Origin of the sequence: Streptomyces sp. NPDC006208, assembly GCF_040613775.1 — a bacterium.
GTDB lineage: Bacteria > Actinomycetota > Actinomycetes > Streptomycetales > Streptomycetaceae > Streptomyces.
Map to the genome: position 1 here is coordinate 20,612 of NZ_JBEXSW010000048.1, position 14,824 is coordinate 35,435.

The 14,824-nt window shown below is 67.7% G+C and carries 13 protein-coding genes; all 13 read right to left on the minus strand.

Annotation, left to right across the window (positions count from 1 at the left end):
• Positions 1–28: 28 nt before the first annotated feature.
• The 13 genes from ABZ208_RS31375 to ABZ208_RS31435 all read right to left on the minus strand — a co-directional run bounded on the left by ABZ208_RS31375 (position 29) and on the right by ABZ208_RS31435 (position 14,616).
• Positions 29–1,162, minus strand: coding sequence for a hypothetical protein (locus tag ABZ208_RS31375; RefSeq protein WP_356912844.1), 1,134 nt, complete (start codon positions 1,160–1,162; stop codon positions 29–31).
• Between the two features lie 212 nt (positions 1,163–1,374).
• Positions 1,375–2,442 carry a dipeptide ABC transporter ATP-binding protein gene (locus ABZ208_RS31380; protein WP_356912845.1) on the minus strand — a complete coding sequence of 356 codons (1,068 nt, stop codon included), beginning with the start codon at positions 2,440–2,442 and terminating at the stop codon, positions 1,375–1,377.
• Positions 2,435–3,409: an ABC transporter ATP-binding protein gene (locus ABZ208_RS31385; RefSeq protein WP_356912846.1), complete on the minus strand. Its 975-nt coding sequence runs from the start codon at positions 3,407–3,409 to the stop codon at positions 2,435–2,437. The genes ABZ208_RS31380 and ABZ208_RS31385 overlap by 8 nt, the downstream gene beginning before the upstream one ends.
• 9 nt (positions 3,410–3,418) lie before the next feature.
• The gene (locus tag ABZ208_RS31390; protein WP_356912848.1) at positions 3,419–4,411 is read right to left on the minus strand and encodes an ABC transporter permease; all 993 of its coding nucleotides are present in this window, start codon (positions 4,409–4,411) and stop codon (positions 3,419–3,421) included.
• Positions 4,404–5,327 carry an ABC transporter permease gene (locus ABZ208_RS31395; protein ID WP_356912849.1) on the minus strand — a complete coding sequence of 308 codons (924 nt, stop codon included), beginning with the start codon at positions 5,325–5,327 and terminating at the stop codon, positions 4,404–4,406. Before ABZ208_RS31395 ends, ABZ208_RS31390 begins: the two co-directional genes overlap by 8 nt.
• 72 nt (positions 5,328–5,399) lie before the next feature.
• Entirely contained in the window at positions 5,400–7,031 is a 1,632-nt protein-coding gene (locus ABZ208_RS31400) for an ABC transporter substrate-binding protein (protein ID WP_356912850.1), read from the minus strand.
• A gap of 91 nt (positions 7,032–7,122) precedes the next feature.
• On the minus strand, positions 7,123–8,088 hold the full coding sequence (locus ABZ208_RS31405) for a GNAT family N-acetyltransferase (RefSeq protein ID WP_356912851.1): 966 nt from the start codon (positions 8,086–8,088) through the stop codon (positions 7,123–7,125).
• A gap of 50 nt (positions 8,089–8,138) precedes the next feature.
• Complete coding sequence (locus ABZ208_RS31410) at positions 8,139–8,633, minus strand: GNAT family N-acetyltransferase (protein ID WP_356912852.1); 495 nt, start codon at positions 8,631–8,633, stop codon at positions 8,139–8,141.
• Positions 8,634–8,764: 131 nt separating this feature from the next.
• Positions 8,765–9,913, minus strand: coding sequence for a dipeptide ABC transporter ATP-binding protein (locus tag ABZ208_RS31415; protein ID WP_356912853.1), 1,149 nt, complete (start codon positions 9,911–9,913; stop codon positions 8,765–8,767).
• Entirely contained in the window at positions 9,906–10,964 is a 1,059-nt protein-coding gene (locus ABZ208_RS31420; RefSeq protein ID WP_356912854.1) for an ABC transporter ATP-binding protein, read from the minus strand. The genes ABZ208_RS31415 and ABZ208_RS31420 overlap by 8 nt, the downstream gene beginning before the upstream one ends.
• Positions 10,965–10,975: 11 nt before the next feature.
• Positions 10,976–11,941, minus strand: coding sequence for an ABC transporter permease (locus tag ABZ208_RS31425; RefSeq protein WP_356912855.1), 966 nt, complete (start codon positions 11,939–11,941; stop codon positions 10,976–10,978).
• The gene (locus ABZ208_RS31430) at positions 11,934–12,863 is read right to left on the minus strand and encodes an ABC transporter permease (RefSeq protein ID WP_356912856.1); all 930 of its coding nucleotides are present in this window, start codon (positions 12,861–12,863) and stop codon (positions 11,934–11,936) included. The genes ABZ208_RS31425 and ABZ208_RS31430 overlap by 8 nt, the downstream gene beginning before the upstream one ends.
• 133 nt (positions 12,864–12,996) lie before the next feature.
• Complete coding sequence (locus tag ABZ208_RS31435) at positions 12,997–14,616, minus strand: ABC transporter substrate-binding protein (protein WP_356912857.1); 1,620 nt, start codon at positions 14,614–14,616, stop codon at positions 12,997–12,999.
• Positions 14,617–14,824 lie beyond the last annotated feature (208 nt).

Genomic DNA, 14,824 nt, shown 5'->3' on the forward strand with positions numbered 1-14,824 from the left:
CGGCAACCCGGGGCCGCCCGGGGCCGGGCTACCAGCCGGGCGGCGGGGACGACGGCGGCGGGGGCGGACCGTGGCCGCCGCCCTGGCCGTCCGGCGGACCGGGAGGCTGCGGATGGCCGTAGCCGGAGTACCCAGCCTGGGGACAGCCGTACCCGGGCCGCGGCGTGCCGCCCGCCGCACCGTACCCGCCCGGTACACCGTCCGCCGGTCCACTCTCACCGCGGCGGGCCGACACGACCAGCAGCACGGCTCCGGCGACGAGCTCGAAGAGCCAGGTGGCAACGAGTAGTTGCTCCTCCATCCGCAGTTCCCCGAAACCCCGGAACAGCTCTCGCCGGACCGTGAAGTCGAGCCCCACCGCGCCGTCCGCGATCAGGACAGCCGCCACCACCGCACCGAACGGGCGCGTGAAGACCGCTTGGTTGAGCGCGCCGACGGCAGCGGTCAGCGCGAGCAGGGCTGTCGCACAGGCGAGCCAGGCGGACGGGGTCTGCAGCAGCTTCAGCGGGGCGCGCTCGCTGCCGGTGAGCAGGTCGGCATAGCCTGCGGCACCCGAGAGGTACGCCCAGCGGATCTGCCAGGCCACCGTCACCCCCGCTGCCGCGAAGAGCAGCAGGAACGCGAGCACGGACGCGCCGCGGGCGGGCCGGGTCGGCGTCAGCCGGCGGGCCGCGCCCGGGTCGGCGCGCGGCGAGTGGGCGTCCTCGTACGCCTCGGCTCCCGGCGGGCGGCGTCCGGCCAGGACCGCGACGATCAGCGCGGCGGCGAGGCCGAGCACCGCGAAGGTGCTGTACAGCGCCCGGGTGCGCAGGGAGTCGGTGGCCTGCAGATCCATCCAGGAGGCGGTGAGCACCCACAGGGACGGCAGCCGCAGGGCGAGCGTGATCACGGCCACGGCCGTCAGGGCAGCGGCGGCGACGGCGGCGGCCGAGCGCAGGGCGGCTACGGCCGCGCCGGCGTACACGGCGAGCAGCGCCAGGTCGGTGACGGTGGTGGTGAGGGGCGCCGCGTCCGGTCCGCGGACGCCGCCGGTCCAGAACCGCCAGAGGTCGAGCGGCTCGTCGGCGGTCGACAGGTCCCTTACGATCCATGCTCCTACGATCAGCGCGAGCAGGGCGCACAGCGCCGCTCCCGTGATCCGAGCCCCCCGCGTAAGAGTCACACCGGCGATCCTGCATCGGTGCGCACCCGTGGAGCAAGGCGGTGACTGGCCAACCCGGCGGGCGGGCGGCGCGGACGACCGGCCGCAGCCCCTGAACGGGACTGCGACCGGTCAACGGCACCCGCACGGCCGTACGGAGTTCAGTGTGCAGCGTTCGTATATCGGATGCGATGCAGCCAAGTTGCCTGCATGTTAAAGAATTTGATGGACATTCATCGGATTTCGCCGCGCGGGGCACCGGGCCTGCCGGGCCCCTCGCTCGGCACCACATGCCGTTCCTCGGCGAAGTGGCACGCCGACGCATGGTGGACGGGCCCCGCGACCGGCCGCAGATGAGCGGGCACCGCCAGCAGCGGCACCTCCAGCGCGCACCGCTCCTGCGCCTTCCAGCAGCGGGTGCGGAAGCGGCAGCCGGAGGGGACGTTCGTGGGCGACGGAACGTCTCCGGTGAGGATGATCCTCTCCCGGTGCTCGCGCGCCTCGGGGTCGGGGACGGGGACCGCCGACAGCAGGGCCTGCGTGTAAGGGTGGGTGGGGTGGTCGTAGATCTCGGCGTCCTTGCCGATCTCCACGATGCGGCCCAGATACATCACGCCGACCCGGTCGGAGATGTGCCGCACGATCGACAGGTCGTGCGCGATGAACAGGTAGCTGAGCGAGAACTCGCTCTGCAGCCGGTCGAGCAGATTGATCACCTGCGCCTGCACCGACACGTCCAGCGCCGACACGGGTTCGTCGCAGATGATGATCTCGGGGTTGAGCGCCAGGCCGCGCGCGATGCCGATGCGCTGGCGCTGGCCGCCCGAGAACTGGTGCGGATAACGGTTGATGTACTCGGGGTTGAGACCGACGACATCGAGCAGTTCCTGCACCTTGCGGCGCCGGTCGCCCTTCGGAGCCACCTCGGGGTGGATCTCGTACGGCTCGCCGATGATGTCGCCGACCGTCATCCGCGGGTTGAGCGAGGTGTACGGGTCCTGGAACACCATCTGGATGTTGCGGCGCACGGCCTTGAGCGCACGCCCCGACAGCCTGGTGATGTCCTCGCCCTTGTAGCGGATCGCCCCGGCCGTGGGCCGCTCGAGGTGGACCAGCATCCTGGCGAGTGTGGACTTGCCGCAGCCCGACTCCCCCACGATGCCCAGCGTTTCGCCCCCGACCAGGTCGAGATCGACACCGTCGACCGCCTTGACCGCGCCGATCTGCTTCTTGATGAGGATGCCCCGGGTGAGCGGATAGTGCTTGACCAGGTCGCGTACTTCCAGGACCGGCTCAGCCATGGAGCGTCTCCTCCCAGAAGTGGCAGGCGCTCCTGCGGTGCTCGGACACCTCGTACAGCGGCGGCTCGTCGGTCCGGCACACGGACCGGGCCAGCGGACAGCGCGGGTTGAAGGCGCAGCCGGGCGGGATGTGCAGGAGATTGGGCGGCAGACCCTTGATCGCGTACAGCTCCTGGCCCTTCTGGTCCAGGCGCGGGATCGACTCCAGCAGACCCCGCGTGTACGGGTGAGCGGGTGCCTTGTAGATGTCGTGGACGGGGGCGGACTCCACGATCCGGCCCGCGTACATCACGGCGATCCGGTCCGCGACGTCGGCGACGACGCCGAGGTCGTGGGTGATGAGGATCAGACCCATGTCCAGTTCGCGCTGGAGCTCGGCGAGCAGATCCATGACCTGGGCCTGGACCGTCACGTCGAGCGCGGTGGTCGGCTCGTCGGCGATGATCAGGTCGGGCTCGAGGGAGAGCGCCATCGCGATCATGATGCGCTGGCGCATACCACCGGAGAACTGGTGCGGGTACTGCCCGACGCGTTCCCCGGCGGCCGGGATGCGCACCCGGTCCATCAGTTCGACGGCCTTGGCCCGGGCGTCCTTCCTGGACATGCCGCGGTGGACGGTGAACATCTCGCCGAGCTGGTCGCCGACGGTCAGCACCGGGTTCAGCGAGGAGAGCGCGTCCTGGAAGATCATGGCCATACCGGCCCCGCGGATCCCGCGGCGCTGGTCCTCCTTGAGCTTGAGCAGGTCCTGGCCCTGGAAGAGGATCTCGCCGTCCGTGATCCGGCCGGGGGGCATGTCCAGGATTCCCATGACCGCCTGCGCGGTCACGGACTTGCCGGACCCGGACTCCCCCAGCACGGCGAGCGTCTCGCCCGCGTCCACCATGAAGTGAACGCCGTTGACGGCCTTGGCGACGCCGTCACGCGTGCGGAACTCCACGTGCAGATCGCGCACTTCGAGCAACATGAGGGCTCCTCAGCGCAGCTTGGGGTCGAGGGCGTCGCGCACCGCGTCGCCGAGCATGATGAAGGCGAGCACGGTGACCGCCAGCGCGCCGGCCGGCCACAGCACCATGTGCGGGGCGTTGCGGATGTACGGGGAGGCCGACGAGATGTCGATGCCCCAGGAGACGGTGGGCGGTTTGAGTCCGACGCCGAGGTAGGAGAGCGTCGCCTCCAGCGAGATGTACGTACCGAGCGCGATGGTCGCCACGACGATGACCGGCGCCACGGCATTGGGCGCGATGTGCCGCAGCAGCATCCGGGAGCTGGACGCACCGAGCGCCCGCGCCGCCTGGACGTAGTCGTTGTGCTTCGCCGTGATGACCGAGCCGCGGGCGATCCGGGCGACCTGGGGCCAGCCCAGCAGGACCATGAAGCCGATCACCGGCCAGACGCTGGAGCTGGTCACCATGGACAGGAAGACCAGACCGCCCAGGACCACCGGGATACCGAAGAAGATGTCGGTGACCCGGGAGAGCACGGCATCTCCCGCGCCGCCGAAGAACCCGGCGAGCGCACCCAGCGCGGAGCCGAGCAGGGCGACCCCGAGCGTCGCGCACACGCCCACCGTCACCGAGGCGCGTGCGCCGTAGACGGTACGGGTGTAGACGTCGCAGCCCTGGCCGTTGAACCCGAAGGGGTGGCCGGGCTGGGAGCCCTCCTGCGACTTGGCCAGGTCGCACTGCAACGGGTCCCCGCTCGCGATGAGCGACGGCCAGATCGAGATGACGACCAGGAAGAGGATCACCAGCGCGGAGACGATGAAGACGGGGTTGCGTCGCAGATCGCGCCAGGCGTCGGTCCACAGGCTGCGCGGCTTGCCCGCGGGTCCCTCCTCGCCCGTGGGGGTGTCCAGCAGCTTCTCGAGGCTTTCGCCCTCGTCCATCGCGAGGTCCATCGTGCCGCCCTCGCCGGTGGGCGCGATGGCGTTGTCCTGGTCGCGGCCGGGGTGCTGCGGGTCAGGCATAGCGGATCCTCGGGTCGAGTACGGCGTACAGCAGGTCGACGATCAGATTCGCCAGCAGGAACACCAGGACGAGGATGGTCACGAACCCGACCACGGTCTGGCTGTTCTGCCGCAGGATGCCCTGGTAGAGCTGGTAGCCGACGCCGTGGATGTTGAAGATCCGCTCGGTGACGATGGCACCGCCCATCAGCGCGCCGATGTCCGTGCCGATGAAGGTGATCACCGGGATCAGCGAGTTGCGCAGCAGATGCCTTCCGACCACCCGGCGCCGGGGCAGGCCCTTGGCAACTGCCGTACGGACGTAGTCGGCGCGGGCGTTCTCGGCGATCGAGGTGCGGCTGAGCCGGGTGACATAGGCGAGCGAGACCGAGGCGAGCACCAGTCCCGGCACGAACAGTTCGTCGAGCGGCGCCTCGGGGGAGACCGAGGGGTCGATGATGCCCCACTCGTAACCGAGCAGCAGCTGGAGCAGCAGACCGGTGACGAAGGTCGGGACGGAGATGACCACCAGGGTCGCCAGCAGCACCCCGGTGTCGACCGGGCGGCCCCGCCGCAGGCCGGTGACGACACCCAGCGTGATGCCGATGACGATCTCGAAGAAGATCGCGACCAGGGTCAGCCGGATGGTGACGGGGAAGGCGTCCGCCATCAGTTCGGTGACCGGCTGCCCGTTGAACGCCGTGCCGAAGTCCCCGGTGAAGAGGTTGACCATGTAGATCAGGTATTGCTGGAGCACGGGCTTGTCGAGGCCGAACTCCTTGCGCAGCTGCGCGGCGGTCGCCGGGTCGCACTGCCGGTCGCCGCACAGGCCCGCGACGGGGTCGCCCATGACGTTGACCATGAGGAAGATCAGCAGCGTGGTGCCGATGAAGACCGGGATCATCTGCAGCAGACGCCGGCTCACATAACGTCCCATGAAGGGCTCCGGGGGTCGTGGGAAGGGGGACGGTCCGGTGCTGCGGGGCGCCCGACCGGTTGCCTTCCGGCGTCAGCTGACCGTGATCTCGTTGTAGACCGGGACGCTGAAGGGGTTGAGGGCGACGTCGGACAGCCGCTCCGAGTAGCCGGCGCTGCCGTTCTGGTACCAGAGCGGGATGGCCGCCATCTGGTCCCGTACGACCCTCTCGGCCTGCTTGAAGGTGTCCACCGCCTTGGCCGTGTCGCTCTCGGCGTTGGCCTGGTCGACGAGCTTGTCGAACTGCTTGTTGCTCCACTTGCCGTCGTTGGACGAGGCGTTGGTGTAGTAGAGCGGCTGGAGGAAGTTCTGGATCAGCGGGTAGTCCATCTGCCAGCCGGCCCGGAAAGGGCCGCTCATCTTCAGCTGGGTGATCTGGTCGCGGAAGTCGGCGAAGGTGCCGACGGGGTTGCCGACGCAGGCCTTGGTGTTGCCGAGCGCGTTGTTGATGGAGTTGCAGACGGCGTCCACCCAGTCCTTGTGGGAGCCGGTGTCGGCGTTGTACGAGATCTTCACCTGGCCGCCGGGCAGACCGCCGCCCTCCTGGATCAGCTTCTTGGCCGCGGCGGGGTCGTACTCGCAGGCGTCGCCGCACAGGGTGGGGTCGAAGCCGCCGTCCTCGCCGAGTACGGGTGAGGTCCAGTCCTTCGCGGGTGTGCGGGTCTTCAGGAAGATCGTGTCGGTGATCTGCTCGCGGTTGATCGCCCTGGACAGGCCGGTGCGGACCTTCGCTCCGCCGGGGGTGTTCCATGCCTTTTGGTAGTAGGGGAAGGCGATGGTCTGGATGATGCCGGCCGGTGTGTTGATGTACCGGTCTCCGAGGTCCGCCTGCACGTTCTTGAGCTGCGCGGCGGGTACGTCGTCGACCAGATCGAGGTTGCCGGCGATCAGGCTGGTGTAGGCGGTGTTGTTGTCCGTGTAGACGACGAGGTCGATGCCGCCGTTCTTCGCCTTGTCGGTCCCGGGGTAGCCGTCCCACGTGCGCAGGGACATCTTCGAGCCCCTGGCGTACGAGTCGACGGTGTACGGGCCGTTGCCGACGGGCTTGGCGAGCCAGCTGTCGTGGCTGTCGAAGAACGCCTTGGGCAGCGGCGCGAAGGCGGCGTAGCCGAGGGTGTCGGGCCAGGTGGAGAACTTCTGGGTGAGTTTGACCGTGAACGTGAGCGGGCCTGTGACCTTGAGTCCGGACAGGGTCTCGGCCGTTTGCTGCCCCTTCTCGGGGTGGACCTGGTCGTATCCCTCGATGTAGCCGAAGAAGTAGGCGTTCTTCTGGTTGTTCTTCAGGCTCGCGCCGTAGTTCCAGGCGTTTACGAACGAACTGGCGCTGACCTGCTCGCCGTTGCTGAAGGTCCAGCCGTCCTTGACGGTGATCCTGAAGGTGACCGAGTCGGTGGTCTCGATCTTCTCGGCGAGCATGTCCTCGGCCGCGCCGGTCTTCGGGTTGTACCGCTTGAGACCACGGAAGATCATGTCGAGAACCTTGCCGCCCTGCACCTCATTGGTGTTGGCGGGCTCCAGCGGGTTCTGCGGATCGCCCCACGAGGACGACACGATGCCTTCGGCGCCACCGGCACCGCTGCCGTCGCCTCCGCCGCCACAGCCTGCCGCCGCCAGAGCTGCGGCGACCGCACACGCGGCCCACCTGGCATGTGTGGCTCCACGCATGGGTGCCTCCTTGGTCCCAAGTGCCTCCCCCAGCTACCGCTGGGCGGTGCCCCCGGGCCCAATGTCACCACATAAGGGATCTAAGGCACTTTCATGACACCCGAGTGGACTCCTGGTCCGCCTGAAGGACGGCCGGAAGGACCGCCTCCCAGGTATCGACGGCGTAGTGCAGCGTCATACCGTGCGCCTCGTAAAGCCCCAGCGCCTTCGAGGCGTTCTCGGTGTCCACACCGAGCCCGATGGAGTCACGGCCGCGCGCCGCGTACGTGCCGAAGGCATGGCGCAGCAGATGGCCGCCGATTCCGCGGCCGCGAGCCGCTGCGCGCACACCGATGGTGCGGATCCAGCCCATGGCCTCACGGTCGTCGCGGCTCAGCAGCACGGCCACGTCGCCCTCGCCCGCGACAGAGGCGATCCACACCAGCGACCAGTCGATGCGGGCCGCGTCTATGTCGTCCAGCCACTGCTCGTAGCTGCGCTCGTGGTGGTCGAAGTGCTCGGCGAACGTCTCCTGCGCCAGGGCGTGCGCGATGCGCCGGTCATCCTCGTCGCGGCAGTGACGCAGGGTCAGTCCGGCGAGCGGCTCGGGCACGGTGTCGACGGCCGGGGACAGCGGGCGGGTCATCACCTGGTAGCGGCGTACCGTCCTCCAGCCGCGGCGCTCCAGCAGCGCGGTGTCGAGCGCGGGGCGGGCGTTGAGATGCAGATGGACGACGGCCCGGGCGGCCCCGCCGGCCGCCGCTTTCCCGGCGGCACGTGTCTCCATGAGCTCCAGCACCTCGGCCGCGGCCTCGTCGCGGCCGGGCAGCGAGTAGAGGTCGGCGCCGATGTCCTCGCCCCCGGACTCGCTCCACACGATCCCGTACGCCACCGGCCCGTTGTCGTCGCACGCCAGCCAGGAGTCGCGGGCGAGGTCGGTCTCGCCATGGGCCATGTCGGCCTCGACCGTGTGCAGATCGGTCTCCGGGCGGCCGATCTCGACGACATCGACGGCGTTCATCAGCGCGCAGACGGCGGGCGCGTCCTCGAGGACGGCCGGCCGGACAGTGAGGGACATGCGGACACTGTCCGGGCGCCGCCGCGGCCGCGCAACGCAATTTCCGCCCGTCAGGCGGATGCCGCTCCCGGCGCCCCGACCTGCAGGGCGACCACCAGCTCCGCGTCCTCGAACTCCCCGGTGTGCACGAAGCCCAGACTCGTGTACAGGTTGGACGCGGCGGTGTTGTCCGGGTGGTAGGACAGACGTATCTCTTGGCAGTCGGCACGCTCCGACAGCCACCTGATGAGCGCGACCATGGTCTGCCGCCCCACACCCTTGCCCTGTTCGGCGGCGTCGACGACCATGCCGCCGATCCAGTGGCTGCCGTTCTCGTCGCCGTACGCCCACATGACATGGCCGACCATCGTCTTGTCCGCCTGCACACCGAGCGAGTGCCACACCCCGCCGCGCATCGACAGCAGCAGATAGCGGGCGGCGAGTGCGGCGACGAAGGCCCGCTGGTCGTCGCGCGGTGCGATGTCGGCGACAGCCCGCCAGTTGTCGTCGTCGACCGTGCACAGCGCGATGCGCCGGCCGTCCCGGTCCATGATCCCGTAGTCCATCCGCTCAGCCTCACCTCCCGCCTGACCTGGTGCAACAGGTTTCGCCACGGTTCTCGGCGCACACGCGGACACGGCGAGGCCCCGCCCACCGATGCGATGGACGGGGCCTCACTCACGTGCTCAGGGCAGGACTACACCGCGTGGACGACGTCCTTCTCCTCGGCGAAGTGGCACGCCGACTCGTGCGCGGCCGGGGTGTCCGCACCCTTGAACCGCTCGGGCACCGCGAGCAGCGGAACCTCGGTGGCGCACTTGTCCTCGGCCTTCCAGCACCGGGTGCGGAAGCGGCAGCCCGACGGCGGGTTCGCCGGCGACGGGACGTCGCCGGTGAGGATGATCCGCTCACGGCCCTCACGCATGGCGGGGTCCGGAACCGGGACCGCCGACAGCAGCGCCTGGGTGTACGGGTGCGTCGGGTGGTCGTAGATCTGCACGTCCGTGCCGATCTCGGCCATCTTGCCCAGGTACATCACGCCGACCCGGTCGGAGATGTGCCGGACGATCGACAGGTCGTGCGCGATGAAGAGGTAGGAGAGGTTGAACTCGTCCTGGAGCTTCTCCATCAGGTTGATGACCTGTGCCTGCACCGACACGTCCAGCGCCGAGACCGGCTCGTCGCAGATGATGATCTCGGGGTTGAGCGCGAGGCCGCGCGCGATGCCGATGCGCTGGCGCTGGCCGCCCGAGAACTGGTGCGGGTAACGGTTGATGTACTCGGGGTTGAGACCGACGACATCGAGCAGTTCCTGCACCTTGCGGCGCCGGTCGCCCTTCGGAGCCACCTCGGGGTGGATGTCGAAGGGCTCGCCGATGATGTCGCCGACCGTCATACGCGGGTTGAGCGAGGTGTACGGGTCCTGGAACACCATCTGGATGTTGCGGCGCACGGCCTTGAGCGCACGCCCCGACAGCCTGGTGATGTCCTGGCCCTTGTAGAAGACCTCACCGGCGGTCGCGCGCTCCAGCGTCATCAGCAGCTTGGCGACGGTGGACTTGCCACAGCCGGACTCGCCGACGATGCCGAGCGTCTCGCCCTGGTAGAGGTCGAAGGAGACCCCGTCCACGGCCTTGACCGCGCCGACCTGCTTCTTGAAGAGGATGCCCTGGGTCAGCGGGAAGTGCTTGACCAGGTTGCGCACCTGCAGGATCGGCTCACCGCGCTCGACCGGAGCCTCGATCGCCGCGACGGCCGCCTCCTCGGTGGGCGCCTCGACGGTCTCCACCTCGGTGACGTTCGGAGTCGCGTCCACGGCCTCGTTCGTCTTGCCCAGCTCAGCCATGGATCGTCTCCTTCCAGAAGTGGCACGCGCTTCCGCGGCCCGGCAGCTCGCTGCCGTCCTGCTCGGTCACCGGGACCAGTGCCGGGATCTCCGTACGGCAGATGTCGTCCGCCTTGGGGCAGCGCGGGTTGAAGGCGCAACCGGTCGGGACCTTCAGCAGGTTGGGCGGCAGACCCTTGATCGCGTACAGCTCCTGGCCCTTCTGGTCCAGGCGCGGGATCGAGTCGAGCAGACCCCGGGTGTACGGGTGGGCCGGGCGCTTGTACAGCTCGTGCACGGGAGCCGTCTCGACGATCCGGCCCGCGTACATCACAGCGATCTTGTCCGCGACGTCGGCGACCACGCCGAGGTCGTGGGTGATCAGGATCAGACCCATGTTGTACTCGCGCTGCAGATCGGCGAGCAGGTCCATGACCTGGGCCTGGACCGTCACGTCGAGCGCCGTGGTCGGCTCGTCCGCGATGATCAGGTCCGGCTCCAGGGCCAGCGCCATGGCGATCATGATGCGCTGACGCATACCGCCGGAGAACTGGTGCGGGTAGTCGCTGACGCGTGCCGCGGCGGCCGGGATCTTCACCCGGTCCATCAGCTCGATGGCCTTGGCCTTGGCTTCCTTCTTGGACAGGCCCTGGTGGACGCGGAACATCTCACCGAGCTGGTAGCCCACGGAGAGCACCGGGTTGAGCGAGGACAGCGCGTCCTGGAAGATCATCGCGATCTTGGAGCCACGGATGCGGCGGCGCTCCTCGGCGGACATCTTGAGCATGTCCTGGCCGCGGAAGAGCACCTCGCCCTGGGGGATGCGCCCGGGCGGCATGTCCAGGATGCCCATGATCGCCTGCGCGGTCACGGACTTGCCGGAGCCCGACTCACCGAGGACGGCGAGCGTCTCGCCGGCGCTGACGGTGTAGTTGACGCCGTTGACGGCCTTGGCGACACCGTCACGGGTGTGGAACTCCACGTGCAGGTCACGGACTTCGAGGAGCGGGCCCTCGTTGTCCCCTGCGTTGCGCGGAGCAGGAACGTCCGCAGTTTTGTCGATGATGGTCACGTACGCCTCCCTCAGCGCATCTTCGGGTCGAGGGCGTTGCGTACAGCATCGCCGAACATGAGGAACGCGAGCACCGTGATCGAGACCATCACCGAGGGGACGATCAGGACGTACGGGGCGTTCCGGATCTGCTGGAAGCCGTCGGAGACGTCGATACCCCACGAGACCGTCGGCTCGGCAAGGCCGATACCCAGGAAGGACAGCGTGGCCTCGGCGCCGATGTAGCCGCCCAGCGCGATCGTCGCGACGACGATCACCGGGGCGAGGGCGTTCGGCAGGATGTGCTTCAGCATGATCCGCGAGGTGGAGGCGCCGAGCGCCCGGGCCGCCACCACGTAGTCGGCCTGCTTGACGGTGATCACCGCGCCTCGGGCGACGCGGGCGATCGAGGTCCAGCCGAGGAAGGCCAGCGCCAGGATCACGGTCCACACGGCGCGCTTCTCGAAGCTGGTCAGGATGACCATGGCGCCCAGCAGGAACGGGATGCCGAAGAAGATGTCGGTGAGACGGGACAGCAGGCTGTCGATGATGCCGCCGTAGTAGCCGGCCAGCATGCCCAGAGCGCCGCCGATGAGCGTGACCAGGATGGTCACGGTGATACCGACGGTGATGGACGCGCGGGCGCCGTGGACGACACGGGCGTAGATGGACCGGCCCTGGATGTCGTAGCCGAACCAGTCGGCGGCGAAGAAGTGACTCCAGTTCGGCTTCTGTAGGTAGTGGTTCACCAGATCGCCGTCGCGCGGCGATGCACTGGTGAACAGGCTCGGTGCGACCGCCATGACGAGCAGCATCAGGATGAGGACCGACGAGACGACGAACAGCGGGCTGCGCCGCAGGTCGTGCCACGCGTCGGACCAGAGGCTGCGTGCCTTGGCCGACACCGGACCCGCCTCGGCCACGAGGGCCGTGTCGGGCGCGGCGACGGTCGTGATCTTCTCGGAGCTCTGCGCGGTCTCTGCGATCTTCTCAGGCATAACGGATCCTCGGGTCCAGGACCGCGTAAAGCAGGTCGACGAGCAGGCTGCAGATGAGGTAGACGAGCACGATCAGCGTGACGACGCCGACGACGGTGGATCCCTCACGTCGCCTCAGCGCCTCGAAGATGAGGCTGCCGATGCCCTTGATGTTGAAGATGCCCTCGGTGACGACCGCGCCGGCCATCAGCGTGCCGAGGTCGGTGCCGAGGAAGGTGACGACCGGGATCATCGAGTTGCGCATCAGGTGCACGCCGACGATACGGCGGCGCGGCAGGCCCTTGGCGACAGCCGTCCGGATGTAGTCGGAGCGCAGGTTCTCGGCGATCGAGGTGCGCGTCAGCCGCGCCACATAGGCGAGGGACAGCGCGGCGAGAACCGATGCGGGCAGCAGCAGTTCGTTCCAGTTCTCTTCGAGCGAGACGTTCGGCTCGAGAATGCCGAGCTCGAACGAGAAGAGGTACTGGGACAGACGGCCCAGCACAAAGGACGGGACCGAGATCAGCAGCAGCGTGAGGATCAGCAGTCCGCGGTCCCGCAGCGACTCGGGCTTGAGGCCCGCGATGACTCCGAGCGTGATACCGGCCACGACCGTGAAGGTGAACGCGAACATCGTCAGCTGGATGGTGACCGGGTACGCCTCGGCAATGACCTCGGCGATGGGCCGCTGGCTGGCGATCTGCGTTCCGAAGTCACCCTGGAACAGGTTGCCCAGATAGATCACGTACTGCATGAAGAACGGCTTGTCGAGCCCGAGTTGGTGTCTCAGGGCGTCGATCTGCGCCTGATCCACGTTCTGTTCGCCTGCCAGCGCACGCACGGGATCACCGGGCAGTACGTACATCATCCAGAAGATCAGCAGGGTTGACCCGATGAACACCGGGATCATCTGGAGCAGTCGTCGTGCGACGTAGCGCCCCATGGGTGCCTCCGTGAGGGGTTAACAGCGATACGGAGGCTGCCTGTTACGAGCAGCCTCCGGACCACCGCCGCCGCCGGCTGAGAACCGGCGACGGCGGATGACGGCCGAGTGGGGGATGAGGCCAGCAGGCCGGTTACTTGACGGTGACGCCGGTCAGCTCGAGGTCACCGTGGAAGTCGACCGCGACGTTGTCGACAGCCTTACCGTGACCACCGTTGATGCGGTAGTACCACAGCGGGATGGCGGGCATCTCCTCGAGAAGCTTCTTCTCGACCTCCTGGTAGGCCGTGACGGCCTCGTCCAGGGACTTCGCCTTGTCAGCCTTCTCCATCAGCTTGTCGATCTCCTTGTTGGAGAAGCGACCGTTGTTGGACTCGGCCTTGGTGTGGTACAGCTCCTTGATGAAGTTGACGTTGACCGGGTAGTCGGCAACCCAACCACCGCGGTACATCGACTTCACCTGGTTGTTGTCACGGGCCTCGAGGTCCGTCGGGAAGTCGGGCTTCGGGTCGCCGACGCAGTCGACACCGGTCGCCTTGCGGATGGACTCGCAGACCGCGGTCACCCACTCCTTGTGGCCACCATCGGTGTTGTACTGGATGAACAGCTTGTTGTCCGGGACACCGCCACCGTCCTTGACCAGCTGCTTGGCCTTGGTCGGGTTGTAGGTGAAGACGTCCGTGCCCAGGTCCTGGTTGCCCTTGACCTGCGGCGGCGTGAAGCTCGTCGCGGGGGTACGGGTGTTGTTCAGGACGGTCTTGGTGATCGTCTCACGGTCGATCGCCATGGACAGACCCTGGATGACCTTGGGGTCGATGTCCTTGAACGTCTTGCTGTAGAACGCCGGGACCAGCGACTGGATGGCTGCGTAGGGCTGCTCGATCGCACCGTCGCCCAGGTCCGCCTTGTACTTCGGCAGGTCCGTCGGGCCCACCTGGCGGATGATGTCCAGGTTGCCGGAGACGACGTCCTGGTACGCGGCCTCGAGGGTCGCGTAGTTCTTGAACTGGATGCCCTTGTTCTGCGCCTTGTTGGGGCCCTGGTAGTCAGGGTTGGCCGCAACCTGGATCAGCTTCTTGTGGGTCCACTTCTCGAACTTGTACGGGCCGTTGCCGATCGGCTTCTGGCCGAACGCCGCCGGGTCGTCGAAGAAGACCTTCGGCAGCGGCGCGAACGTCGCGTAGCCGAGCTTGTAGTTGAAGTACGGGACCTTGTCGGTCAGCGTGATCGTGAAGGTGGTGTCGTCCACGACCTTCAGACCCGACATCTTGTCGGCCTTCGGCTCACCCTTCTCAGGGTGCACCTCGTTGTAGCCGGCGATGTCCGCGAACCAGAAGGCGTTCTGCTGGTTGTTCTTGATGTTGGCGTACCAGTTCCACGCGTCGACGTACGACTGCGCGGTCACGGCCTCGCCGTTGTGGAACTTCCAGCCGGACTTGAGCTTGACCGTCCAGGTCTTCGAGTCCTTGGTGTCCACGGACTCGGCGTTGGTGAGGACGATCTCACCCTTGGCGTCGAAGTCCAGCAGTTGGGTGAAGATCGACTGGATGACGTACGAGCCGTTGGTCTCGTTCGTGTCGGCCGGGATCAGCGGCTTCTGCGGCTCACCGACGTCGATGGAGACGTAACCGGCGGGCTTGCCCGACGGGTTCTTGTCACCCTTGTCCTTGCCGTCGCTGCTGCCACAGGCCGTGGCCGCCATCGCGACGATGATCGCACCCGCGACCCACTTGGCGCTCTTGGCACCACGCATGGGTTCCTCCTCATGAGTCCACTTGTCACAACAAGAAGGGCACTGTTCTACGCGCGCTGACACCCCTGACAGCGGGCTCGTCAAGTACCCCGAGTGTGCTCGTGAGTCGGCGCTCCCCACAGCGCATGACCCATTGACCCGAGCTCAATGGAGCCAACTATTAAGTAGGACAGGGCTGTAAACCACACTTAAAGGGTCTCGTTTTGAC

Coding starts and splice junctions, on each gene's coding strand:
- ABZ208_RS31380 (WP_356912845.1), bottom strand. CDS start 2,442: ATGGCTGAGCCGGTCCTGGAAGTACGCGACCTGGTCAAGCACTATCCG.
- ABZ208_RS31385 (WP_356912846.1), bottom strand. CDS start 3,409: ATGTTGCTCGAAGTGCGCGATCTGCACGTGGAGTTCCGCACGCGTGAC.
- ABZ208_RS31390 (WP_356912848.1), bottom strand. CDS start 4,411: ATGCCTGACCCGCAGCACCCCGGCCGCGACCAGGACAACGCCATCGCG.
- ABZ208_RS31395 (WP_356912849.1), bottom strand. CDS start 5,327: ATGGGACGTTATGTGAGCCGGCGTCTGCTGCAGATGATCCCGGTCTTC.
- ABZ208_RS31400 (WP_356912850.1), bottom strand. CDS start 7,031: ATGCGTGGAGCCACACATGCCAGGTGGGCCGCGTGTGCGGTCGCCGCA.
- ABZ208_RS31405 (WP_356912851.1), bottom strand. CDS start 8,088: ATGTCCCTCACTGTCCGGCCGGCCGTCCTCGAGGACGCGCCCGCCGTC.
- ABZ208_RS31410 (WP_356912852.1), bottom strand. CDS start 8,633: ATGGACTACGGGATCATGGACCGGGACGGCCGGCGCATCGCGCTGTGC.
- ABZ208_RS31415 (WP_356912853.1), bottom strand. CDS start 9,913: ATGGCTGAGCTGGGCAAGACGAACGAGGCCGTGGACGCGACTCCGAAC.
- ABZ208_RS31425 (WP_356912855.1), bottom strand. CDS start 11,941: ATGCCTGAGAAGATCGCAGAGACCGCGCAGAGCTCCGAGAAGATCACG.
- ABZ208_RS31430 (WP_356912856.1), bottom strand. CDS start 12,863: ATGGGGCGCTACGTCGCACGACGACTGCTCCAGATGATCCCGGTGTTC.
- ABZ208_RS31435 (WP_356912857.1), bottom strand. CDS start 14,616: ATGCGTGGTGCCAAGAGCGCCAAGTGGGTCGCGGGTGCGATCATCGTC.